Genomic DNA, 23983 nt, shown 5'->3' with positions numbered 1-23983 from the left:
CCGGCGCGAGCACGGGTGCGCACTCAGGGGACGAACGGCGAGGGAAAGGGGACGAAGGGCCGGGGACCTGTTCTGTACGTCACTGCCGTCCCGGGTGCCCCGCAGTAGGCATGGACGTACAGAACAGGGCCTAGGAGTCCTTCACGTTCGTGGCCAGAGCGTAGGCCTGTACCGGGGACATCGAGACCCCGTTGTAGGTCACGGTGTTCTGGGTACTGACGGGCACGCAGCCCGACTCCTTGGCGGTGGAGGCGTGCGAGTCGGTGAGGGCTTCCTCACGCTGCTCGTTGGTGATCTTCGGGTAGGTGGCGCCGGTGGTCCAGTCCTGCCCGACCACCAGGGTGACGACCTTGACGTCCTCGTCCCGGGTCAGCAGGGAGGTCGGCACGTTCAGGTCGTCGGCGAGCTGCTGGGCCTGCTCGAGTTGGTGCTTGTCACGGTAGAGGATCGCCGTGCGCGCCTCGTTCTCGCCGGTGACGGTGTCGGTCGCCGCGATGTAGCCCTCGGTCCTCAGGCTCTGGGTGATCTTCTTGGCCCGGCCGTTCACGCCGCTGCGGTTGCGCACCTGCACCGAGAAGTAGCTGCCGGAGCTCTCACTCGGGCTGGGACCGGCGCTGCTGGTGGCGTTCTTGTCCTTGCTCAGTGACCGGTCGTCGACGATCGTGTCGAACAGTTTCTGGGCGGTGGTGGCGGGCACGACCCGGTTGGAGTTGTTCGGGTCGGGCTCGGTCTGCATCGTGGTGAAGGTGATGCGGTCGGTGTCGACCTTGTTGAACTCGGTGGCCAGGTCGATCAGCTTGGGGATGCTGTCGAGCCCGTCGTCCACGGTCAGCGCCTTGGTGGCGGCGTCGGCCACACCGTAGAGCCTGGTCGGGTTCAGCAGCGTGCCCTTGTCCTTCAGCGAGCGGATGGCCGCCGAGAGAAAGGCGTGCTGCCCGTACGTGCGTCCCAGATCGCTGCCGTCACCGAAACCGTGGCGTGTGCGCACGAACTGGAGCGCGGCCTCCCCCTTCAGGGTGTGCCTGCCCTTCGCGAGCTTCAGGTGCGAGTAGGTGTCGTAGACGTTGTTGTCGACGCACACCTCCACGCCCCCGGTGGCGTCGGACATGGCGATGACGCCGGAGAAGTCGACGAGCACGAAGTGGTCGATCGTGATGCCGGTGAGCTCGTGGATCGCGGCGACGGTGCAGCCCGGGCCGTAGTTCAGGCTGGTGTTGATCTGCCCGTAGCGCGCCTGGACGCTGGTGCCCGTCGTGGTGTCCTGGCAGCCCGGCAGGTCGGTCATGGTGTCGCGCGGGATGCTCATCGCGGTGATGTTGCTGCGGTCGGCCGAGACGTGCACGAGCAGCTCGACGTCGGCGTTGGAGTGCTCCTCGTCGCAGGCGCCGCCGAGCTTGCAGTTCTCCTTCGACGAGCGCGAGTCGGTGCCGATCACCAGCACGTTGATCGGGAACCGGCCCTGCTCGTCCGCCTTGCGCACGCCGGCGCTGCCGGTGGTGCCGCTGAACAGGGCGGACGAGGAGATGTTGCCGTTGAGGTGCTGGTAGACCAGGAAGCCGCCGCCGGTGCCGAGCAGCAGCACCACGACCAGGCCGTACAGGGTGAAGCGGATCCACCGCCGTCGGCGGGCCTGCTGGTGGTGGGCGTGACGCACGGGTCTGCCGTCGTCCTTGCCACTCCCCGCCGGGGGGCCGGCGCTCACGAGGTGGTTCTCCGACGGGTCACGAAGGGGCACACTAACCCGGCCTCTTGTGCCACCGGGTTCGCTGTGCCGCACGTCATACTCACCAGCACCATGTCGGCAGGTTCGGAGCCGGGTATTAGGCCGGACGGGTTCTCCTAAACTCGGGCGTGTGCGCTGGACGACCTTGTTCCTCGACTTCCCGTCGGCCGGGTTCGCCGAGGGGGTGGACTTCTGGCGCCGGGTCACGGGCACCTCGCTGTCCGGTCCCCGCGGCGAGTTCGTGACGCTGGTACCTCCCGAGGGCGACGCGTACCTCCGCGCGCAGCGCCTGGGTTCCGGGCCGGCCCGGTGTCACCTCGACCTGCACGTCGACGACGTGTTCGCGGCGGCCTCCCGCGCGGCGGAGCTCGGGGCCGTGGTCGATCTGCGGGGCGACGAGCACGTGGCTCTCACGAGCCCGGGTGGTCAGGCGTTCTGCTTCGTGCCGGAGGAGGGCGAGAGCACGGTGCCCGGCCCGTTCGAGGACGCGCGGCTCGACCAGGTGTGCATCGACATCCCGCCGCGGCTGTGGGATGCGGAGTGCGCGTTCTGGCGGGACGTGACCGGGCTGCCGCTCGACCACGTGGGCAACTCGGAGTTCGCCCGGCTGCGCGTGCCCTCGTCGCTGCCGCTCAAGGTGCTGCTTCAGCGGCTCGACGACGACGCCCCGGCGGTGCGGTCGCATCCGGACTTTGCGACGCTGCGGCGGTCGGTGCTCGCGCCGGCCCACGCCGCCGCGGGAGCGCACGTGGGGCCGGCGAACGAGCAGTGGACCGTGATGAGCGATCCGCAGGGCCGGGTCTACTGCCTCACCGGGCGTCGGCCGGGCTGACCGGGGCTGCCGGCCGCGACCGGGACCTCGCCGCGCTGATGCGCCGGGGCTGTCGGCCGCGCCGACGCGCCGGCCTTCGACGGCCCCGCCTCACCGGCCTTCGGCTGCGCTCACCAGGTCGGCGATCACCAGGCGCTTCATCCGGAGCATGGCCTGGACGGCCCGGCTGCTGCGGTCTCGGTCGGGATCGGCGATCAGCTCGTTCAGGATCTCGGGCACGACCTGCCAAGAGACCCCGAAACGGTCTTTCAGCCAGCCACATTCGGACTCCTGGCCGCCGTCGGCGATGAGGGCGAACCAGTAGTGGTCGACCTCGGCCTGGTCGGTGCACGGGATGGTGAACGAGACGGCCTCGGTGAACGGGAACTGAGGACCACCGTTGATGGCGACGAAAGGGCGCCCGTCGAGAACGAAGTCGATCGCCATCACGCCGCCCTCCGGGCCCGGGCTGTCCGGCCCGAAGCGCGACGTGCGCACGGTCGAGGAGTTGGGGAACACCGTCGACCAGAAGGCCACGGCCTCCTCGGCGTTGCCGTCGAACCACAGACTGGGCTGGATGGTGGGCATGTGCGTGCCTTCCGGCTCGGGTTGGTCACCTACGAGCTCTTGGACGCCCCGGGGCCCCGGAACTCATCGCTCCCCTCGGGTGCGGGCGGGCCGCTCAGCCGATCGAGAGCTCGCCCCGAACCCCGATCACCGGGTCATCTGCCACCTCGCCGGGCGCACAACCCGCCGAAAGCACTCACAGACCGGCGATTTCGGGTGGGAGGGGCCGGCCCGTCCGTTCGCAAGAAGGGTCACCCGGGCAGCGGAACCTGCGCTCAAGCGGGCGCGGTGGGTGCCGACATAGCGGCTACCGCCGGTGGCATCGGGGTCTCCGGCGAACCGCCCCGTTCCGGAGGCTCCCATGTCGGTCGCGGACATCATCCAGGCGTTCGGCTGGATACCGGTGGCCTGGCTGCTCACCGTCCACGTCCTGATCCGCGCCGGGCGTCTGCCCCGGCACGGGTACCACGTCCGGATCGCCGGCTGGGTCGCGGCCCTGACCATCGTCGTCGCCGCCCTAGACCGGCGCATGTGGCCGATCGCGGCGCTCGGTCTGCTGTTCATGCGCACCGAGCTGCTCGGCCACCGGCACTCCGACGAGCGCGAGGCACACCGTCTCCAGGCGCTGCTCGAGCGGTTCCGGCGCCACGAGGACGGCACGCCGGGCGTGCCCGGGGCCCGGGTCCCGCTGCACGACCAGGGCGAGGAGGTGCTGCCCGACGTCCGCATCCACCACGGTCGCGAGGCCGTCTCCCCCACCGACGGCTCCCACCCCGAGTACACCGTGCCCGGCATGACCGCGGCCACGGCCGCCGTGCTGCACGCCCGCCACGACAAGTCCGATCCGGAGTTCGTGCCCGCCCCCGTCGCCCTGCGCGAGGCCCACCACCCGCACCGGCCGGCCGAGCAGCACGAGACCACCCGTCCGCTGCGGGCCCTCAGCTCGGCCAAGCGGTTCACCGACCTGCTGCTGAAGCTCGAGATCATCGCGGTCGTGGTGGTCGCCCTGGTGCTGTTCGGCATCTGGGCCGAGGGGCAGCGCGAGGAGTTCACCCGCAACTCCGACAACACCGTCTGCAACCTCAGCTACAGCTGCTGAACCAGGGAGCTGCCTCAGGCGGGCTGAACCAGGTCGGCTGGACGAGGCGGGCTGAACCAGGTCCGCTGAACCAGCGCGACCGAACCAGCGCGACGGGGCCGGGTCGCCCGGAGCCTCAGTCCGCGGCGTCCAGGTACGCGAACGTCGGGTGCGGGTGCATCAGGAAGTCGTGGTGCGAGATGTTCCAGGCGTAGGCCCCGGCCATCCGGAACACCAGCACGTCGCCGATACGCAGGTCGCGCACGGGCACCCCGGTCGCGAGCTGGTCTTTCGGGGTGCAGAGCTGGCCGACCACGGTGAGCTCGTCGTTGTCCAGGGGCTCGCCCGTGCGGCCCGGCCCGGCCAGCGCGACGAAGGGCTGGCTGTGCCCCTTGGTGGCGGGCGTGCGCAGGTGGTGCGTGCCGCCCCGGGCGATCGCGTAGGCCTGGCCGCGGGTGTGCTTGAGGTCGAGCACGTCGCTGACGTAGTACCCGGCGTGCACGCTCACCGACCGGCCCGGTTCCACGCGCAGCACGCAGGAACCGTCACTCAGTTCGGCCAGGCCCTTGGCGTACGACTCCCAGTCGAAGTGGTGCCCGGGCTCGGCGTAGTCGACGGTCATGCCCCCACCCAGGTTGACCTCGGGACTCTCCAGGCCGGGAAGGTGCTCACCCATCCACCACAGTGCCCAGGCCAGCACCCGGCGGTCGAGCGTCAGCTTCTGCTCGGCGTCGAGCCCGGACGCCAGGTGCACGTGCACGCCCCGCACCCGCACCCCGCTGCCGGCGGCCGCCGCGTCCCGGGCGGTGCGGGCGGCGACGGCGAGCGCCTCCTCGTCCATACCGAACGGGCCGCTCATGTTCAGCGCCGCGCCGGTGACCCCGAACGGCAGATTGGCCCGCAGCAGCACGTCGACCGGACGGCGCCCGGCCAGCGCGATCACCCGGTTCAGCTCCCGCAGGCTCTCGACGTGCAGACGCCAGACCCCTCGGCGGATCGCGGTCATCAGCTCGCGGTCGGTCTTGCCCGGCCCGCCGAACGCCACCCGGGCACCGGGCAGCGCGTCGGTCACGTGCTCCAGCTCGCCGCCGGACGCCACCTCGATGCCGTCGGTGAGGGGTGCGATGACGCGCAGCAGCTCCGGATCGGGGTTGGCCTTCGCGGCGTAGAGGAACTCCACCCCGGCTCCGGCCAGCGCGTCACGGATCTGCGTCGCCTGCGCCCGCAGCGCGGGCAGATCGTAGAGGTAGGCCGGGAGCTGGTTCTCCGCGGCCAGCGCCAGCGCACGGGTCTGCACGGCCACCGGGAGCACGTCGTCTCGCATGGGCCGATTGTCGCCGAAAAGCGGCGTGGATTCGGCGTTCTTCACCGGGTGCGCCGTCAAGGTGACGAGGGCGACAAGGACGATTCACGGCAGAACGGGCCGAGTGTGAGAACTCGGGCACGAGGCGTGCGCCGCCCGGGACGCAGAGCCAGGAAAGGAGATATCTTCGGAGATTGAGTGCCCGTTGATATCAGCGAAAAGAATTACCACTCAATAGAGCACAGGGTAATTCGCGAAGGAGGCAGTGTCAATGGGAGGAGCGGAAGCCGATGGATGACCTGGCCCTCGAGCAGGAATACGTCACCATGCTCTACGACCACGTCGACGAGCTCCGCGAACGGCTCGCCGCCCGTCAGGCCCGCGCCCTCGCCCGGGTCGCCGGTGAGGCCGCCGGCACCCGCCAGGCCCTGGTCGAACGGGACGCCGCCGTGCACCTGTACGCCGGGCGCCTGACCCAGCTGAACGCCGCCGAGAACGCGCTCTGCTTCGGCCGTCTCGACCTCGAGACCGGCACCCGGCCGCGTTACGTCGGCCGCATCGGCCTGCACCGCGACGACACCCACGACCAGGGGCAGGGCGACGCTCCGGCCGACGACGAACCCCTCCTCATCGACTGGCGGGCCCCCGTCGCCCGGCCGTTCTACCTGGCCACCGCGATGCAGCGCGACGGCGTGATCCGGCGCCGCCACATCCGCACCGTCGGTCGCCGCGTGGTGCAGCTGAACGACGAGAATCTCACCGGCGGCCATTCCTCCGAACCTGGTTCCATCACCAGCGAATCGGCTCTCCTGACGGCCCTGGACGCGGCCCGCACCGGCCGGATGACCGACATCGTCGAGACGGTCCAGGCCGAGCAGGACCGCATCATCCGTTCCGGTCTCGCGGGGATCCTGGTGGTGCAGGGCGGTCCGGGCACCGGCAAGACCGCCGTGGCGCTGCACCGGGCCGCCTACCTGCTCTACCACCACCGCGAGCAGCTCGAACGTCGCGGTGTGCTGATCATCGGCCCGAACACCACGTTCCTGCGGTACATCGCCGAGGTCCTGCCCGCCCTCGGCGAGACCGGCGTCATGCTCGCGACCACCGGCGACCTCTTCCCGGGCGTCTCCCCCACGCTCACCGAGCCCGGCGCGGTCACGGCGCTCAAGGGCCAACTGCTCATGAAGGACGTGGTGGCCGGCGCGGTCACGGACCGCCAGTGGGTGCCGGAGGACGACGACGAGGTGGTCGCGGTGCGCCACGACGGCCAGTTGCTGCGTCTGGACCGGCAGGCCTGTCTGGACCTGCGGGAACGGGTGCGCGGCGCCCGGCTGCTGCACAACGAGGCCCGCCCGCTCGTGCACCGGCTCGTGGTCGAGGCCCTCACCACGCTCTGGGCCCAGGCCGTCGGTACCGACCCGCTGGGCGGCGAGAACCTGCTCGGGCCGGAGGATCTCGCGATGGTGCGGGGCGAGCTGGAGGAGAACGACGACGTGGACGGCGTCGTCGACTGGCTCTGGCCGGCCCTGACCCCGACCCGCCTGGTGCGCGAACTGCTCGCCTCACCGAAGCGCATCCGGGCCGCCGCCGCGCGGGTCGGGCTCACCCAGGCCGAGCAAGACCTGTTGCTGCGCACCGGCAATGCCTGGTCGGAGGCCGACGTGCCGCTGCTCGACGAGGCCGCCGAGATCCTCGGCCGCGACGACTCGACCGCCCGGCGCCTGGCCGACGAGCTGCAGACGGCCAACCTGGCCTACGCGCAGGGCGTGCTCGACCTGCTGCGCGGCTCGGAGTCCGGCGACTTCGAGGACGAGGAGAGCGAGATCCTGGCCGCGTTCGACCTCGTCGACGCCGAGGCGCTCCTCGACCGCCAGGAGGAGATCGACCACCGCACCGCCGCCGAGCGCGCCGCCACCGACCGCACCTGGCGCTTCGGGCACATCGTGGTCGACGAGGCGCAGGAGGTCTCACCGATGGCCTGGCGCATGCTGATGCGCCGCTCGCGCTCGATGACGATCGTCGGTGACGTGGCCCAGACCGGGGATCCGGCCGGGGCGTCGTCGTGGCGTCAGGCGCTGGGCCCGCACGTCGGCGACCGCTGGCGTCTCGAGGAGCTGAGCGTCAATTACCGCATGCCGCAACCGGTCGCGCGGGTCGCGGCGTCGGTGCTGCGGGCCCTCGCCCCCGATCTGCCGGTGCCCGAGCCGGTGCGTCCCGACGGCCCGCACCCCTGGAGTCTGTGGGCGGCCGACGTTCCGGCGGCGCTGGCGGCAGCGGTGGCCGGTGAGCTGCGCACGCTGGACCGCGGCCGGCGCCTGGCCGTGGTCACGGCGCCGGGCCGGTCGTCCACCATCTTCGGCGTCCTTGCCCGCTCCCTGCCCGAACCCGTTGCCCTCGGCGAGGATCCGGACGACGATCGGCCCGCACGGGTGGTCGTGCTGGAGCCCCGTGAGACCAAGGGCCTGGAGTTCGACGCGGTCGTGGTGGCCGAGCCCGATCTCGTCCTGGCCGCCTCACCCCGCGGGCTGGGCGATCTGTACGTCGCGATCACCCGGGCCACGCAACGGCTGGGCGTGGTGCACGCGGCCGATCTTCCGGAATGCCTCCGGGGCCTGCGGTCCGTAGGCTCCCCGGCATGAGCCCACCGTTCCGTCTGGAAGGCCCGGGAATCGTCCTGCGCGAGTTCGGTCCCGACGACGTCGACGTGACCGCCGCGATCGTCGGCGACCACCACGTCACCCATTGGCTGGCCTTCGACGAGCAGGACCGCGAGAGCGCCGCGAGCACGGTCGCGGCGGCGATGGACTCGGCGCTGGTGCGCCCGCGCACCGAATACCTGCTGGTGATCGCCGAACCCGGTGACGAGACGATGATCGGTTTCGTCCGGCTGGCTCTCGGCGGGGTGAAGGCGGCCAAGCTGGGCTATGCGATCCACGCCGACCACTGGGGCCGCGGCCACGCGACGGCCGCGGCTCGCCTGGTCCTCGGCCACGCCTTCACCGAGCTGGGGCTGCACCGGGTGACAGCGGCGATCGGCCCGGTGAACGTGCGTTCGGTGGGCGTGGTCGAGCGCCTCGGTTTCCGGCTCGAGGGCAGGCTGCGCGACCACGTCTTCACGAACGGCGCGTGGCGCGACAGCCTGCTGTTCTCGGTCCTGGCGCACGAGTGGTCGGGCGCCTGATCCTCTCCCCCGACCGATGGTGGACGCCGTGGTCGCCCGGCGACCACCACGTCCACCAGCGACCGTGGTTGCGAACTACTCGGAACCGGCCGTGCGCACGGTGATCTGGGCACCGGACTCGATCGTGCGCGAGACCGTGCAGGTGCGGTCGTGCGACGCCTTGATCGCGCGCGGCAGCAGCATGCGGGCGCCGTCACCGGCCTCCCCCTCGGGGAAACGCACGTCGAACGTGAGCACGATGTCCCTGAGGCTGTTCTCGCCGTTCTCGCGTACGTAGGTGGCGTCGACCTTGGCCTCGAAGTGCTCGGGCGCGGCCCGCCGGCCGGTGACCACGTCGACGTCCACGGCGGAACACCCGGCGATGGCGGCCAGCAGGAGCTCCACCGGGGTGAACGCGTCGTCGGCCTTGCTCCCGAAGCGCAGCGTGTCACCGCGCTTGTTCGTGGCCAGGTAGACGCCTTCCTCGAGACGCTCGATGCTCACGGAACGGTTGTCGTCACTCATCCCGTGAGCATCGCACGGCCTACCCCAGCACGGCCGCGCGCCCCGCCTCGAGCCGGGCGATCGGTACCCGGAACGGCGAGCAGGACACGTAGTCGATGCCGACCCGGTGGAAGAAGTGGATCGAGTCCGGATCACCGCCGTGCTCGCCGCAGACCCCGAGCTTGAGGTCCGGACGGGTGCGGCGCCCGTCCTCGGCCGCGATCTGGATGAGCCGGCCCACCCCGTCGACGTCGAGGCTCTCGAACGGCGACACCATGAACACGCCCCGGTCGAGGTAGGTCGCGAAGAATCCGCCCTCCACGTCGTCGCGCGAGAAACCCCAGGTCGTCTGGGTCAGGTCGTTCGTGCCGAAGGAGAAGAACTCGGCCGCCTCGGCGACCCGGGTGGCCGTCAGCGCGGCGCGCGGCAGCTCGATCATCGTGCCGATCGGGATGCCGAGCTCGACCCCCTGTTCCTCCTCGACCGTCCGCAGGATCTGGTCGGCCTCGTCGCGGATCAGGAAGAGCTCCATCACCGACCCGACGAGGGGAACCATGATCTCGACCCGCGGGTTCTGGGTCCTGGCCCTCAGGGACGCGGCCGCCTCGGTGATCGCCCGCACCTGCAGCGCGAACAGCCCGGGCAGCACCAGCCCCAGCCGCACGCCCCTCAGTCCCAGCATGGGGTTGGACTCGTGCAGTTTCTCCACCGCCGCGAGCAGCCTCTCCTCGTCCGGGTCGGCGGTGCCGGCCGCGCGGTCGAGCGCGACCTTCACCGACAGCTCGGTGCGGTCGGGCAGGAACTCGTGCAGCGGCGGGTCGAGCAGACGGATCGTCACCGGCAGCCCGTCCATCTCCGTCAGCAGGTCGACGAAGTCCTGGCGCTGCAACGGCAGCAGCTCCTCGTACACCTCCTCGCGACCGGCCTGGTCGGAGGCCAGGATCAGCCGCTCGATCAGCACCCGCCGGTCGCCCAGGAACATGTGCTCGGTGCGGCACAACCCGATGCCCTGCGCGCCCAGATGCCTGGCCCGGGAGGCGTCCTCGGCGTTGTCGGCGTTGGTGCGGACGGCCAGCCGGCGGATCGAGTCGGCGTGGCTCAGCAGCCGGTCCACCGACCGCACCAGATCGGCCGTGTCGTCGTCGATGTTCTCGACCGCCGCGTCCAGGCCGCTCTCCAGGTAGGTCGCCACCGGCGAGGCGACCACGGGTACCTCTCCCGCGAAGACCTCCCCGGTGCTGCCGTCGATGCTGATCATGTCGCCCTCGTTCAGCACCGTGCCGTTGACCGTGGCGGTGCGGGCGTCACCGTTCACGTCGAGCTCGGCGAAACCGCAGACGCAGGTACGGCCCATGCCCCGCGCCACCACGGCGGCGTGGCTGGTCTTGCCGCCGCGGGAGGTGAGCACGCCACTGGCCGCGATCATGCCGCCGAGGTCGTCGGGGTTGGTCTCCTTGCGGACGAGGATGACCGGTTGCCCGGCCTGCGCCTGTGTTTCGGCGGTCTTGGAGTCGAACACGATGTGCCCGGTGGCCGCCCCCGGGGATGCGGCCATGCCCCTGCCGAGCTGGTTCTTGTCGGCGTCGGCGTCGAACCGGGGGAACATCAGCTGTGCCAGCTGGGCCCCGTTCACCCGTTCCAGCGCCTCGTCCATCGTGATCAGGTTCTCGTCGACGAGCTGCGTGGCGATGCGGAAAGCCGCCGCCGCCGTGCGCTTCCCGACCCGGGTCTGCAGCATCCAGAGCTTGCTGCGCTCGATCGTGAACTCGATGTCGCACAGGTCGCGGTAGTGCGTCTCCAGCCGGCGCATCACCTGCAGCAGCTGTTTGTACGACGAGGGATCGAGGTCTTTCAGGTCGGCGAGACTGAGGGTGTTGCGGATGCCCGCCACCACGTCCTCGCCCTGGGCGTTGACGAGGTAGTCGCCGTACACGCCACCGTGACCGGAGGCCGGGTCACGGGTGAAAGCCACGCCGGTGCCCGAGGTCTCACCCATGTTGCCGAACACCATGGTGCAGATGTTGACGGCCGTGCCCAGGTCCTGCGGGATGCGCTCGCGGCGGCGGTACAGCCGGGCCCGCTCGGTGTTCCACGAATCGAAGACCGCGCGGATGGCCAGGTCGAGCTGCTCGCGCGGGTGCTGCGGGAACTCGGCGCCGCTCTGCTCGCGGATGACCGTCTTGAAGGTCTCGACGAGGCCCTTGAGGCTCTCGACGTCCAGCTCGACGTCGGTGTCGACGCCCTGCTGGGCCTTGGCCGCGTCCAGGCCCTTCGAGAAGATCTCGCCGTCGATCTCGAGCACGGTCTTGCCGAACATCTGCAGCAGGCGCCGGTAGGAGTCCCAGGCGAAGCGCTCGTCGCCGCTCTCCTCCGCGAGCCCCTTGACGCTGGCGTCGTTGAGCCCGACGTTGAGCACCGTCTCCATCATGCCGGGCATCGAATGCATTGCGCCCGAGCGGACACTCACGAGCAGCGGGTCGTGACGGTCGCCGAGCTGACGCCCGAGATCGTCCTCCAGCCGGCGCAGCGCCATGGTCACCTGAACCCGCAGCTCGCCGGGTTCGCTGCCCGCGGCCAGGTACGACCGGCAGGCCTCGGTGGTGATCGTGAACCCCGGAGGAACCGGGAGCCCGAGGTTGGTCATCTCCGCCAGGTTCGCGCCCTTGCCGCCGAGAAGCTCCTTCTGGTCCTTGTTGCCTTCGGTGAACGCGTACACGTACTGGGTCATGGATGCGTCATCGCCTCTCCGCCAGGGTCTTCGGCACCGAGGGTAAGCAGGAAGAAGCTGTCCGGACAGGGGGCGCGATGGTGACGCCGCCCATGCCCCCACCGGCTTGACCAGCGCTTTCGCACCTGGTTACGACGCGCGCCACCCAGCGCCAGGCGGTCGGTCTCCGGGGGCTGAGGGGTTTCAGGATCGTCGTCGTGACGACCGGGGCCACTGACATGACCCTATGGGATACCTTGTCATGATCAGTCACAGAGCGGGGTTGAATGACAGCATTCGGCGACATCGTGGAGCTCCTCCTCTCCGTCACCGCGGCAATCGACGAAGCGACGGCAAGCAGCGAGGCGAGCCGTGCCGTGGCCCTGGGCCTGATCCACACCGCCGACGAGCACGGCTGGAACGGCCTGGCCCGGGGCATCGGCGAGGCCGCCGATGCCTGCTCCGCGACGGCGAGCGCCCTCCGTGAAGCCACCACAGCCACACATCTGGCTGTGGTGGCCCTGCGGCTGGTGCCCGAGCAGGCCGCCGGTTCTGCCGTCGCCCATCACCTCGGGCCGGCCGCAGACCAGATGACGGCGTGCTCCCTGGCGCTCACGAGGGCGGCTCACGACCTGGAGACCTGGCACCAGGCCGCCGCCCGCACCGACATCCCGGTACTCATGGCCCGCGGAATCACCCTGGCCTCGGCCGTTGCGGGCCTGAGACAGCAGCTCACTCGGATCGCGGAGGCCACGGAGGCGGAGAGTCAGGCCGCCCTCGCTCTGGGACGGGACGGCGCCTCGCCATCTCCGCACAAGGTCCGGGGCCCTGCCGCCCGGGAGCCCGCGAGAGCACCGCACCCGCGGCATTTCCTGAGCCGGATCACGTCGAAGTCGGTCCGGAAGAACGTCAATACCGTGATCCTGCCGCAGGTCGACGTCGAGGCGGACGTCGCAGCGATCCGGAACGGGACGGCTCCATGGGACCCGGCCTCGCAGCGCTACGTGACCTCCACGGGACGCCGATACGCCATGAAGGAACAGGGCACGCTCTTCCCGGAGTCCGGGCCAGGTCTCGAGCAGCTCTCCCGGGCCGAGTTCCAGGCCCTGCAGACGTACATCCAGTTCGCGGATGACCGCGCCCACGCGGAGAGGACCATGGATCACAATAGGCTCCTGACCCCCGAGGTCAGACGCCGCGCCCTGGCTGTATTCCGCCACCACAAGAGCTTTCGGGGATGACGCATGGAAAACTACGAACTGGCCTTCGACGGCCGGGTGGACCCGGCCGGTCTCCGCGAAGCCCTGGCAGAGCTCGGCGTCACCGGCGAGCGCGTGCTGCTCGGCGCCGACGCCCCCGACACCAGGATCGGCGATCCCGCGGTTCTGCTGGAGCAGGGCGACCCCGGTCGGGGGTTCAGCACGACCCTCGTCTGCTACGCCGGGTTCGTCGGCCCACTGGGGATGTCCGAGCTGCAGCTGGCCCAGTTCCTCTCCCCCCGTCTGGGACGCCGGTGCCTCGTCGACGACGGCACGACTCATCCCGACCGCTGGATCCTGGTGGCCACAGACGCGAGTTTCGGCAAGGTCATCACCGACGAGGACGCGGCCGAGGAGGGCGACCTGCGCATCGATCACGCCGTCGCCCCGATCGCCGGCGCGCCGGAGCTGACGGTGCGGGCGGAACCCGGCTGGGTGGGCTGACCATAAGCGCCGGTACGCGGGAGTTTGTTCATCATCACCACGTGATGTCTTGATTACCGTCCGCCCGCTTACGAGACTGAACGGCATGCCGAGACCGGAACGTGTCGCCCACGTCGCTCCCCTGGCCTTCGACGGGGAACGGTTCCTGCCCGACGGCGCCACCGTGCTGGTCGAGGGTCCGTCCATTCTCGCGGTGCATCCGGGGATGAGCGTGATTCCCGAGGGGTTCGCGGTGCAGCGTCACGACGGGGGCACGCTGCTGCCGGGGCTCATCGACACGCATGTGCACCTGATCGCCGACGGGCAGGACGGGGCTCTCGGTCGCGACCCTCGGCGCACCGCCGACGAGCGTGAGCAGGTCGTGCGGGAATCGTTGCAGGGGCACGTGCGGGCCGGGGTCACCACCGTGCGGGATCTCGGCGACAACCGCTGGAACGTGCTGCAGCGCGAAACACGCTCCCACGAGCCGACTGTCGTCGCGTCCGGGCCGCCCGTCACCACGCCGGGCGGGCACTGCGCGGCCCTGGGAGGTGAGGCCGCGGGGGCGGACGCCCTGGTCGCCGCCGTGGACGAGCGGGCCGAACGGGGCGCGCCGCTGGTCAAGATCGTGGTCAGCGGGGGCGCGATGACGCCCGGTTCGGACCTGCTGTCGCTGCAGTACTCCCCTGACGACCTCGCCCTGGTGGTGAAACGGGCCGAGCGCCACGGGCTTCCGGTGGTGGCGCACGCTCACTCGCTCGACGCCGTCAACCTCTGCATCGACTCCGGCGTGCGGGGCATCGAGCACTGCACCTGCCTGACCACCCACGGCGTGCAGACCCCGCCCGACCTCGCCGAACGTCTGCGGCGTCACGGCATCCACATCGGGCCGACCTTCGGGCGGATCCCCGGCAGCCGGCCGTCGGCCCAGGCGCAGGAGGTCACGCGGCGCACCGGGCTGGTGCCCGCACACCGGTTCGCACAGGTCGAGAAGCTGCACCGCGAGGGCGTTCTGGTGATCAGCGGTTCCGACGCCGGCATCCACGCGGCGAAACCGCACGGCATCGTGGCACTGGCCGTGGCCGAGCTCGTGGCCGCCGGAATCGCACCTGATGACGCGATCGCCACCGCCACGGGCGTGTCGGCCCAGGCGTGCGGGCTGGCGAACAAGGGACGCCTCGGGGCCGGCGCCGACGCCGACCTCCTGGTCGTGGACGGAGACCCCCGGCTCGACATCACCGCGCTGACCAGGGTTCGCACCGTGGTCGTGCGCGGTGACACCGTGCGGGACAGCAGCTTCAGGGACGACGCAGCACGATCACCGAGTTGATGACGTCGTTGAGCGGGTGGAGCACGCCGAGCTTCTCCCACCCGCTCAGCTCCTGCGTGCCGACGGCCGGGTAGAGCAGCCGCCGCAGACCGGCCGCGCTGCGCACCAGGAGCACCGCCCCCGGACTCAGCCGCTGCCGGAGCGCCGCCAGGATCGCGTTCTTCTCGGCCGGGTCCAGCCCGGCCAGTGCCCCCAGCACCACCACGTCGGCCCCGGCCACCGCCTCGAACTCGGCCGCCTCGGCCTGGTGGAACCGCACGGCGCCGTGCCCGAGCAGGGCGTTCACGCACGCCGCCCCCAGGGCGACGGCTTCCGCGGACCGGTCCACCACGTCCACCATGACCCCGAGCTCCTCGTGCAGACAGACCGCGCTGAGCGGGAGCGGGCCCGCCCCGAGGAAGCAGATGCGCCGCGCCGCCGACGGTTCCACGCCGAAACAGCGCAGCAGGTTGATCTCGAGCCGGGTCAGCTCGCGGTAGTTGCCGAGGTAGGGGAAGTGCTCGAGCACCTCGCGCGGCTTCTCGGCCACCGCGATGCGCCGCGACCAGTGGATCTCCATCAGGTACTCACCCTCGGCGCACACCTCGTGCAGCCCGGACAACCGCGAGGCGACCCGCTCATCGCTCAGCACCCGGGCCGCGCGCGCCGAAAGGTCTCCCCCGTCGTCCTCACACAGCCCGACCAGCTCGGTGAACAACCGGTCGACCACGATCGACGGCGCCAGACCGGGCTGCTGCCGCAGATTCTCGTAGATCGTGGCGACCCGGGCCGCGAGCTGCTCGGCGTCGGACCGGTCGCGCAGCAGGGCCAGATCACCCGCCTCGGCGACGACGTGAGCACCGGCTGCCGGCGTGACCCCCGCACCGCTCACCGGCCGAGCGCCCCGATCTTCGGCAGGTCGATCTCGAAATGCACCGTGTTGTCAGGATCGGGCCGCTCGTCGAGCACCTCGACCGTCGGCATCGACCGCCAGAACGCCTCCGCGCCGGGCACTCCCGCGTCGGTGTGCAGGTAGACCGTCTCGTAGCCGGCGACCTGCGTGGCCCACGAACAGGCCTGCGCCACCAGCATCCGGGCGATGCCCCGGCGCCGCGCCTGCGCGCGCACCCAGACCCGCACCAGCTGACTCGCGCCGGGAACGTTGTAGCGCTCGGCGAGCCACCCGGGATTGGGCGGCGAGGCCAGATGACAGGGACGCACCGCGGTCGTCGCGAGCACGCGCGCCTCGTCGCCGGCCTCGACCGCCACGAACAACGCCGCCCGCTCGGCCTCGAGGTAGGTGGCCGCAAGGTCGTCGATGTCACGGTGCCAGCGCTCGCGGTACCCGCCCATGTCACGGTCGAGCACCTCACGCATGCAGGCGGCGGCACCGCCCAGGTCTTCTGCTCGTGCGAGCCGGATCTCCATAGCGGCCATTGCCCTTCCGTCCCCCGTGGTCGTCGCTGTCACCCGCACGACGATAACGGATCTTCTGAGAATGACTCTCATTCACTCGCGAGTAACGCCCCGTCGCGCCCCGGGACTTGACCGGGATCACAGCAAAGTCGACCGGTACTCGTCACTCGGGTCGAAACCCTCACCCCGGTCGGCGAACACGGCCTGGCAGCGCTCGCGCACCCGGCGGATCGCCGGGCTGGCGGACATCGAGTCCCGCCAGATCATCTCGATCACCCGGGTGGGCGCGGGTCCCGCGACCGGCACCGCCACCACGTCGTCGGGCAGAGTGCCCCGGCCCAGCCGGGGCAGCAGCGCCACCGCGACGCCCTCCTCCACCAGGCGCAACTGCGACCCGAACTCCTCGACCCACATCCGCACGGCCGGCGGACGCGCGAAACCGGTGAACATGTAGACGAACCAACCGTGACAGATGGTGCCCACGGGGGTCGAGGCCCAGGGCTCGTCGACCAGGTCGGCCGGGGTGACCAGCTCTTCCCGGGCCAGCCGGTGGTCGCGGTGCACCAGCAGGTCGGCGGTGTCGAACCCGATGAACTGCGCGGCCACGTGGTCCGGGCGGTGCAGCGGCACGCCCACCCAGTGGTGCACCAGGCCGATGTCGGCCTGGCCGGCCGCGACCGAGTCCACCGCGTCGAACGGGTCACGCTCGAACAGCTCCGGCACCAGGCCCGGCGCGCTGCGGGCCAGGTCGGCCAGCAGCGGCGCCACCAGACCCCGCACCGCCGTGGAGAACGCCACGATCCGCAGCGGCCCGGCCGGCTCGGCGCCGTGCCCGTTGATACCGGCCGTGGCGGCCTCGACCTGCCGCAGGATGCCGTGCCCGTGCTGCACCAGGGCCCGCCCCTGCTCGGTGAGCACCACGCCCCGCCCGACCCGCTCGAGCAGGACGGCGCTGAGATCCTTCTCGAGGCGCTTGATCTGCTGAGACACCGCGGACGGGGTGTACCCGCCGGCCTGGGCGGCGGCCGCGACGGTGCCGTGCTCGCCGACCGCGATCAGGGAACGCAGGGCCACCAGATCCATCATGTAGCGATGCTACCGATTGGGCGGCAGCAGGAGTCGATGGACGTACATGGTTGCCGGGAGCATCGTTGGCGGGGTGACCACCCGCGACTCGCTCCTGGCCGTACTCGTGACCGTGATCTGGGGAATGAACTTCGTCGTCATCGACGAGGGTCTCGCCGGGTTCCCACCGCTGCTGTTCGTGGCCCTGCGGTTCGTCGTCGTGCTGCTGCCGGCGGTGTTCCTGATACCCCGCCCGGCGGTGCCCTGGCGCACGCTGCTGCTGGTCGGCACCTTCCTCAGCCTGGGGCAGTTCGCGTTCCTCTACACCTCGCTGAACGCGGGCATGCCGGCCGGGCTGGCCAGCCTGGTGCTGCAGACGCAGGTGGTGGCCACGGTCGTGATCGCGGCCGGGGTGCTGCGCGAACGGCCCAGCCGCAAGGCCGCCATCGGGGTGGGACTGGGCGCCTGCGGTCTGGCCGTGGTGGCCCTGGGCCGCTCCGCGGAGACACCGCTCGTGGGCCTGGCGCTGTGCGTCTGCGGAGCGCTGAGCTGGGCGAGCGGCAACGTGCTGAGCCGCCGGGCGGCCGTGCCCTCGGGGCTCGCGCTGACGGTGTGGTCGGCGGTCGTGGTGCCGGTGCCGCTGTTCGCCCTGTCGCTGCTGATCGACGGGCCGGCCGAGGTGGGGCACGCCCTGACCCACATCACCCTGGGCAACGTGGCCTCCACGGTCTACACGGCGGTGCTGGCCTCGCTGGTCGGCTACGGCATCTGGAACACCCTGCTGGCGAAGTACACCGCCGCCCAGGTGGTGCCGTTCACCCTGCTGGTGCCGGTGGTCGGGCTGATCACGGCCTGGCTGGTGCAGCACGAGCAGCCGGGTCCGTTCGAGCTGCTGGGCGGCGGCATCCTGCTGGTCGGGGTGGCGGTCGTGGCACTGCGCCGACCGGGTGGCCCCCGCCCCTCGGATGTCCCCCCGCAGGATGACGCCGGTACCCAGGTACCGGTGAATTCAGCCCGGGGGCTGACGCTTTGAGGGCCACTGCCGACGGATGCTGGAACGCGACCCGGCAGTCCGGCCCCCGAAGGAGACCGTCATGTTCGTCGAGCTCTTGGCACTGGCTCCCGGTGCGTTCCTGTTGCTGGCCTGCGGCTTCGGGAAGGTCGTGGCCGGGCGTGGCCGCGACCCGCAGCGGGACACCGAACCCCTCGGGGCCGCCGGGCGGGGCACCCAATCCGCCGGAACCGGCGGGCGGGGCACCGAAACCGCCAGAACCGGCGGGCGGGGCACCGAAACCGCCGGCGCCGGCGAACCGGCCCGGATCGCCTCCGTCACCGATGATCTCGTCGCCGACCTGCCACTGGTCGCCCCCGAGCGGGCCGGGTACGGCGACGCGGGCCGGCTCCTGGTGCAGGCGGCGCTCGACCGCCGGGCGCGCAACCGGGCGGGGTCCACGGCGACCGGGCTCCCGGAACCGCGAAAGGGACGCATCCACGCGGCCTGATCGGTCATCTCTGCTTATGATCCGATGCGATGACTGACATCGACTTCCGCCGCGCGACCGTCCGTGACGTGCCCGCGATCGTGGGCCTGCTGGCCGACGACCGGCTCGGCGCCCTGCGCGAGAGCCCCGACGACCTTGCGCTCTACGAAAGAGCTTTCACCCGGGTGAACGAGGATCCCGGCCAGTTCCTGGTGGTCGGCGAACGCGACGGCACCGTGCTGGCCACCGCGCACCTGACGTTCGTGCCGGGGCTGTCCCGGCGGGGAGCCACCCGGGCGATCGTCGAGGCGGTGCGGGTGTCGAGCACCGAGCGCGGCGCCGGTCTGGGGTCGACGCTGATGCGCTGGGTGCTCGACGAGTGCCGTTCCCGGGGCTGTGACCTGGTGCAGCTGACGTCCGACCGGACCCGCACCGACGCCCACCGTTTCTACCTGAGACTCGGCTTCGTGCAGTCGCACGCCGGGTTCAAGTACGAGCTCTGAGACTCCTCACGGGCGCTCGAGCCGTCCACTCCGCAGCCGCACCACCGCGTCCATCATCCCGAGCCCCTCGGATCGGTGGGTGACCAGCAGCACCGACGTGCCCGCGGACGCCTCGAGCACGTCGGTGAGCACGGCCTGGGCGGTCTCGGGATCGAGGCTCTCGGCCGGCTCGTCGAGCACGAGCACCCGGCGGTCGGCGAGCAGGGCCCGGGCCAGAGCCAGGCGGCGCCGTTCGCCGGCCGACATGGTGGCCCCGCGCTCACCCAGCCAGGTGTCGAGGCCCTGCGGGGTGCGGTTGAACCAGTGGCCGAGCCGGGCCCGGGTCAGCGCGACGCGCAGGTCGCCGTCGGTGGCGTCGGGCCGGGCCAGTCTCAGGTTCTCCCGCAGGCTGCTCGCGAACACGTGGTCGTCGTCAGAGACCAGGCCCACGTGAGAACGCACCTGGTCACCGGTGAGATCGCGGTAGTCCACGTGGTTGCGGAGCACGCTGCCGCCGCTCGGGTCGAGAAACTTCAGCACCAGCGCGGCCAGCGTCGACTTCCCGCAGCCCGACGGCCCCTGCACGGCGATGCGGCGCCCGGACGCGACCGTGAGATCGAGCCCGTCCAGCACCGGTTCGCGCGCCGGGTCCCAGCCCGCCCTCACATCCCTCAAGTGCACGGCGGGGGCACTCTCGACGCTGTCAGTGGTTTCGGTGCTGTCACGGGTGGACGTCCCGGCACCATCGGTGCTCACCGGCCGGCTCTCGAGCACCTGGGTCAGGCGACGCCGGGCGACGAGTCCCCGGGTGCGGGCGTTCACCGCGTCGGGAAGTGTGGCCGTGACGTCGGCCAGGGCGAGCGTGCCGAGCACGAGCACCCCGACCTGTTCCAGGCTGAGCCCGGCGCTCGCGGTGGTCGTGGCGATCATGACCCCGGCCACGGCCAGTCCCGCACCGGCCATGCGCAGGAACTCGGCCAGCGCGGTGCGCCGCACCTGAGCCCCGTCCACGGCGGTGACGGCGCGTGCCGCCGCCCGCACCGGCCCGACGCCGGCCCCCTCGGCGCCGAGAGCCTTGACGTCCTCGGCCCCGGCCAGCACCTCGACCACCGACTGCGAGTAACCGGCCTTGGCCTCGGCACCGCGCTCGGCCCGGAGGTCGGCTCCGGCCCCGGCGACGGCCGGCGCGATGAGCGCGGCGACGACGAGACCGGGCAGAGCCGCCAGCGCCGCGGCACTGTCGATGATCGAGCCGATCACGATCGCGGTCGCCAGCGTGGCGCCGGCCACCACCGCCGGGCGCTTCCAGCGCAGCACGGTGTCGCCCACCGCGTCCACGTCGTCGACGAGCCGGGTCAGCAGGTCACCCCGCCGGGGCAGCGCGGGCCCGGGCACCCGCGGGATCAGGTCGGCGTACACCCGTGCCCGCAGACGGCCGAGATCGGCCAGGGCCACGTCGTGCGCGACGAGCCGGTCGAGGTAGCTCAGCACCGGCCGGGTCACCGCGAACAGCCGCACCCCGACCACGGCCACGGTCAGCGTCAGGATCGGCGGTTGCCCGGACGCCTTGGTCAGCAGCCAGGCCGCCACCGCGGTGAGCGCGACCCCGGACAGCGACGACAACGTGCCCAGCACGATCGCCAGGTTCATCGTCGCGGTGCGCAGACGGGCGGGGATCCAGCTGCGGGTGGGCCGGGCGTCGGCCCAGGCCCGGCCGAATCCGGGCAGGGCGGTTTCGTTCACGGTGCGCGTGGGCCTGTTATCGGCCGCCGAGTGGGTGGTGCCGCTGCCCGGGTGGTCGATGAGGGACGCGTCGGCACCGGTCCGGGGGATGCCACGCGTCGGGGACGTGGAGACGTCGGCCGACGAGAGCGCGGCGTCGGTCCCGGCATCCGCCCCACCGTCGGTCCCGGCGTCAGTCCCGGCCCAGGCGTCGGCCGCAGTGGCCTCGCGAGCTGACCGGGGACGGGGTGAGGGCACGAGGCGGGGCAGGCCGTCGGATGGTGTGGGCCGGCCGTCGGAAGGGGCGATCGTTCGGGATGTGGTCGCCCGGAGGTGGGTGACCTCGTCGGCCGCGGCGACGGCCGCGGGGCGGTGGGCCACCGTGACCACGGCGGCACCCGCGTCGGCGCGGCGGCGCAGGCCGGTCAGCACCGCCTGTTCGGTGGCGTCGTCGAGGTGGGCGGTGGGCTCGTCCAGGAGAAGGACGGCACCGCGGTCCACCCGGGAGGCCTGCACGAGGGTGCGGGCCAGGGCGAGGCGCTGGCGCTGGCCGGCGCTGAGGTCGCGGCCGTCCTCGGCGAGCGGGGTGTCGAGGTCGGTGACCCAGTCGGCGGCAGCGTCACGCAGGGCCTGCGCGACCACGGCGTCGGGCGCGTCCGGCCAGGCGGCGGTGACGGCGTCGCGCAGGGTGCGGGCCAGCGGGAAGGTGGGACGCTGCGGCTGGTAGACCACCGACGCCGCGTCGCCCTTCACCACACCGGCCTCCGGCACCTGCTGGCCGGCGAGAACCCGCAGCAGCGTGGTCTTCCCGACCCCCGACGGTCCCGCGATCGCCGTGACCTGGCCCGTGAACACCCACAGGCCCACCCCCGACAGCACCGGCTCGGCACGGCCGGGCACGCGCACGGTGAGACCGTCCGCCAGCAGCGCCACCCCGGAAGGAAGGGAACCGGAGGTGACCGCGGGGGCGACCACCACGTCCACAAGCCCGGAAGCCTCGTCGAGAACCGCCGACGCGTCGGCACTCTCGTGGAACCGCGCCCCCAGCTCCCGCACCGGACGGTAGGCCTCGGGCGCCAGCAGGATCGCCAGCAGCGCCGTGCCGAGCCCGAGATCGCCGGCAGCGACACGCAACCCGGCCTCGACCGCCACCAGCCCGACCGACAGCGTGGCCACCAGGTCGAGCGCGGTGCCGGACAGGAACGCGATCCGCAGCACCCGCACGGTCGCGGCCCGGTGCCGTTCCCCCACCTCGGCGAGCGTCTCGACCTGCCGCTCCGCCCGGCGGTAGGCCCGCAGCGTGACCAGACCCTGCACCACGTCGAGGAAGTGCGCCGACAACCGCGACATCAGCTGCCACTGCTCGTTCGAGCGGCGCTCCGTCAGCCAGCCCACCAGCGCCGCGAACAACGGGATCAGCGGCAGCGTCACGACCACGATCACCGCCGAGCGCAGGTCGAGCAGCGCCAGCACCACGATCACCGTGGGCGGCAGCAGCACGGCCGGCACGACCGCGGGAAGGTAACGGGTGACGTACTTCTCGAGCGTGTCCACACCACCGGTCGCGAGTGCCGAGACGGCGCCCGGACCCGTCGCGGCCAGCCGCCCGGGTGTCATCCGCAGACCGGCCCCGACCAGTGCGGCGCCGAGGGCCTCGCGGGCCCGGCCCGAAGCCCGGGCCGTGAGCAGGTTCTCGGCCGCCCGCAACGCACTGCGCACCAGGGTCGCCACGACGAAGGTGATCACCGCGGGCCCGGCCGAGTCCCCCCGGGAGAAGGCGGTCACCGCCCAGGCCGCGCTGACCAGCTGTCCCAGCAACCCCAGCGCGCCGAGAGCCGAGACTCCCCCGATGACCACCGCGTCCCCGCGCAGGGTGGGAACGAGAGCGAACACGCGGGTGTCGACCGGACCCCGGGGGCGGGGCGTCACGGGAGCCTGCACGTCGTCGTCCCGGACCACGGCGGGAGCCTCGACCGTGCTCATGCCACCCTCGCGCTGCTCAGCCGGCGGCGGAAGACCCAGTACGAGAACGCCTGGTAGGCCACCACCGCGGGCATGATGAACAGGGCCGCCCAGCTGATCACGCCGAGCGAGAAGTCCGACGTGACGGCGCTCTCCATGGTCACCGACCAGCTCGGGTCGAGCGTGCTGGGCAGCAGGGTGGGTGCGTGCCAGGCCATCCCGAGCACGGTAGCCAGCGCGATCGTGACCGCCCCGGCGGTGAAGGCCAGGCCCTCACGCCGCCCGAACGCCCCGGCGGCGGCGAGCGCGGCGGGCACCGCGATGAGCACGACCACGAACTGCCCGGTCAGCGCGGCGACCACCAGGGCCCCCACGGCGAGCGCCCCACCGGTGCGCACGGCCACGTCCCGCGCCCAGTCCCGCAGCGGGCCGTTGGTGCGCAGCGACAGGAACAGCGCCCCGGCCAGCAGCGCCATCAGCACGCCACCGGCCGCACCGGCGGCGGCTTCGGTGGTCAGGAGCGGGTCGATGCTGCGCGTCCAGCCGGACGCCATGACCTCGCCCCCCTCGTCGATCGCCAGGCCCCGGGCGAGCACGGCCACCACGGCGCCCCAGAGCGCGACGATGACGAGCGAGGAGGCGGCCATCACCCTGTCGCAGCGGTCTTTCCAGCGTTCCTCGCCCTCGCCGTGGTACTTGCCGCGGAACTCCAGGGCGACACCGCGGGCGGCGAGCGCCAGCAGGATGAGCACCATCGGCAGGTACAGGCCCGAGAGCACGGACGCGTACCACTCCGGGAAGATCGCGAACATCAGGCCGATCGCGCCGACCAGCCAGACCTCGTTGCCGTCCCAGACCGGGGCGATGGTGCGCACGGCGACGTCCCGTTCGTGGCGGGGGCGCCGGCCCAGGCCGACGATCATGCCGACCCCGAAGTCGAAGCCCTCGAGCACGAAGAACAGCACCCAGGCGGCGATGATCACGCCGAACCAGATCGTGGGCAGATCCATT

Annotated in this window: 20 protein-coding genes and 1 pseudogene; 11 read left to right on the top strand and 10 right to left on the bottom strand. The window is 71.8% G+C overall.

Annotated features, from left to right (window positions below; genetic code table 11):
- Positions 1-130: 130 nt before the first annotated feature.
- Positions 131-1702, bottom strand: a complete 1572-nt coding sequence (locus J2S57_RS22220; RefSeq protein ID WP_307246116.1) for an LCP family protein — start codon at positions 1700-1702, stop codon at positions 131-133.
- Positions 1703-1853: 151 nt separating this feature from the next.
- Here J2S57_RS22220 and J2S57_RS22215 point away from each other — a divergent pair, with 151 nt between their 5' ends.
- A complete protein-coding gene (locus J2S57_RS22215; protein ID WP_307246113.1) occupies positions 1854-2555 on the top strand; it encodes a VOC family protein in 702 nt (233 codons plus the stop codon).
- A 90-nt stretch (positions 2556-2645) separates the two neighbouring features.
- Here the strand turns inward: J2S57_RS22215 and J2S57_RS22210 are convergent, their stop codons facing one another.
- Positions 2646-3122, bottom strand: a complete 477-nt coding sequence (locus J2S57_RS22210) for a VOC family protein (protein WP_307246111.1) — start codon at positions 3120-3122, stop codon at positions 2646-2648.
- 340 nt (positions 3123-3462) lie between these two features.
- Between J2S57_RS22210 and J2S57_RS22205 the strand changes: the two genes are divergently transcribed.
- Positions 3463-4200 (top strand): hypothetical protein, encoded by a 738-nt coding sequence (locus tag J2S57_RS22205; RefSeq protein WP_307246110.1) that lies wholly within the window; start codon positions 3463-3465, stop codon positions 4198-4200.
- A gap of 115 nt (positions 4201-4315) precedes the next feature.
- Here the strand turns inward: J2S57_RS22205 and J2S57_RS22200 are convergent, their stop codons facing one another.
- Entirely contained in the window at positions 4316-5503 is a 1188-nt protein-coding gene (locus tag J2S57_RS22200) for a type III PLP-dependent enzyme domain-containing protein (RefSeq protein WP_307246108.1), read from the bottom strand.
- 269 nt (positions 5504-5772) lie between these two features.
- Here J2S57_RS22200 and J2S57_RS35555 point away from each other — a divergent pair.
- The 3 genes and pseudogenes from J2S57_RS35555 to J2S57_RS22190 form a co-directional block, all read left to right on the top strand.
- Positions 5773-6231, top strand: a pseudogene (locus J2S57_RS35555) (helicase); the annotation flags it as partial.
- A 93-nt stretch (positions 6232-6324) separates the two neighbouring features.
- Positions 6325-8121, top strand: coding sequence for a HelD family protein (locus tag J2S57_RS22195; protein ID WP_503129172.1), 1797 nt, complete (start codon positions 6325-6327; stop codon positions 8119-8121).
- Positions 8118-8663 carry a GNAT family N-acetyltransferase gene (locus J2S57_RS22190; RefSeq protein WP_307246104.1) on the top strand — a complete coding sequence of 182 codons (546 nt, stop codon included), beginning with the start codon at positions 8118-8120 and terminating at the stop codon, positions 8661-8663. The genes J2S57_RS22195 and J2S57_RS22190 overlap by 4 nt, the downstream gene beginning before the upstream one ends.
- 75 nt (positions 8664-8738) lie before the next feature.
- Here the strand turns inward: J2S57_RS22190 and J2S57_RS22185 are convergent, their stop codons facing one another.
- Together J2S57_RS22185 and ppdK are read right to left on the bottom strand one after the other, a co-directional pair.
- Positions 8739-9167 carry an OsmC family protein gene (locus J2S57_RS22185; protein ID WP_307246101.1) on the bottom strand — a complete coding sequence of 143 codons (429 nt, stop codon included), beginning with the start codon at positions 9165-9167 and terminating at the stop codon, positions 8739-8741.
- A gap of 19 nt (positions 9168-9186) precedes the next feature.
- The gene (gene ppdK / locus J2S57_RS22180; RefSeq protein WP_307246098.1) at positions 9187-11874 is read right to left on the bottom strand and encodes a pyruvate, phosphate dikinase; all 2688 of its coding nucleotides are present in this window, start codon (positions 11872-11874) and stop codon (positions 9187-9189) included.
- Between the two features lie 266 nt (positions 11875-12140).
- On the opposite strand from ppdK, the gene J2S57_RS22175 reads away from it, so the two are divergent.
- From J2S57_RS22175 to J2S57_RS22165, 3 genes are all read left to right on the top strand, one after another.
- Complete coding sequence (locus tag J2S57_RS22175) at positions 12141-13094, top strand: hypothetical protein (protein WP_307246096.1); 954 nt, start codon at positions 12141-12143, stop codon at positions 13092-13094.
- Between the two features lie 3 nt (positions 13095-13097).
- Positions 13098-13556, top strand: coding sequence for a hypothetical protein (locus J2S57_RS22170; RefSeq protein WP_307246094.1), 459 nt, complete (start codon positions 13098-13100; stop codon positions 13554-13556).
- A gap of 85 nt (positions 13557-13641) precedes the next feature.
- Entirely contained in the window at positions 13642-14865 is a 1224-nt protein-coding gene (locus J2S57_RS22165) for an amidohydrolase family protein (protein WP_307246091.1), read from the top strand.
- Here the strand turns inward: J2S57_RS22165 and J2S57_RS22160 are convergent.
- From J2S57_RS22160 to J2S57_RS22150, 3 genes are all read right to left on the bottom strand, one after another.
- Entirely contained in the window at positions 14834-15736 is a 903-nt protein-coding gene (locus J2S57_RS22160; protein WP_307246089.1) for a nicotianamine synthase family protein, read from the bottom strand. The two genes, J2S57_RS22165 and J2S57_RS22160, sit on opposite strands and share 32 nt — an antisense overlap.
- A complete protein-coding gene (locus J2S57_RS22155; protein WP_307246087.1) occupies positions 15733-16314 on the bottom strand; it encodes a GNAT family N-acetyltransferase in 582 nt (193 codons plus the stop codon). Before J2S57_RS22155 ends, J2S57_RS22160 begins: the two co-directional genes overlap by 4 nt.
- 84 nt (positions 16315-16398) lie before the next feature.
- A complete protein-coding gene (locus tag J2S57_RS22150) occupies positions 16399-17346 on the bottom strand; it encodes a LysR family transcriptional regulator (protein WP_307246085.1) in 948 nt (315 codons plus the stop codon).
- Positions 17347-17419: 73 nt separating this feature from the next.
- On the opposite strand from J2S57_RS22150, the gene J2S57_RS22145 reads away from it, so the two are divergent.
- The 3 genes from J2S57_RS22145 (at position 17420) to J2S57_RS22135 (ending at position 19309) form a co-directional block, all read left to right on the top strand.
- Complete coding sequence (locus tag J2S57_RS22145; RefSeq protein ID WP_307246083.1) at positions 17420-18358, top strand: EamA family transporter; 939 nt, start codon at positions 17420-17422, stop codon at positions 18356-18358.
- Positions 18359-18419: 61 nt separating this feature from the next.
- Positions 18420-18827 (top strand): hypothetical protein, encoded by a 408-nt coding sequence (locus J2S57_RS22140; RefSeq protein ID WP_307246081.1) that lies wholly within the window; start codon positions 18420-18422, stop codon positions 18825-18827.
- Positions 18828-18856: 29 nt separating this feature from the next.
- On the top strand, positions 18857-19309 hold the full coding sequence (locus J2S57_RS22135) for a GNAT family N-acetyltransferase (RefSeq protein ID WP_307246079.1): 453 nt from the start codon (positions 18857-18859) through the stop codon (positions 19307-19309).
- A 6-nt stretch (positions 19310-19315) separates the two neighbouring features.
- Here J2S57_RS22135 and cydC read toward each other — a convergent pair whose 3' ends face one another.
- Together cydC and cydB are read right to left on the bottom strand one after the other, a co-directional pair.
- Complete coding sequence (gene cydC / locus J2S57_RS22130) at positions 19316-22993, bottom strand: thiol reductant ABC exporter subunit CydC (protein WP_307246077.1); 3678 nt, start codon at positions 22991-22993, stop codon at positions 19316-19318.
- Positions 22990-23982 (bottom strand): cytochrome d ubiquinol oxidase subunit II, encoded by a 993-nt coding sequence (gene cydB, locus J2S57_RS22125; protein ID WP_307246075.1) that lies wholly within the window; start codon positions 23980-23982, stop codon positions 22990-22992. The genes cydC and cydB overlap by 4 nt, the downstream gene beginning before the upstream one ends.
- Between the last annotated feature and the right edge of the window lies 1 nt (position 23983).

This window comes from Kineosporia succinea, assembly GCF_030811555.1.
In the GTDB taxonomy this organism is placed as follows: domain Bacteria; phylum Actinomycetota; class Actinomycetes; order Actinomycetales; family Kineosporiaceae; genus Kineosporia; species Kineosporia succinea.
This window is presented reverse-complemented; position numbering and strand designations above follow the sequence as displayed.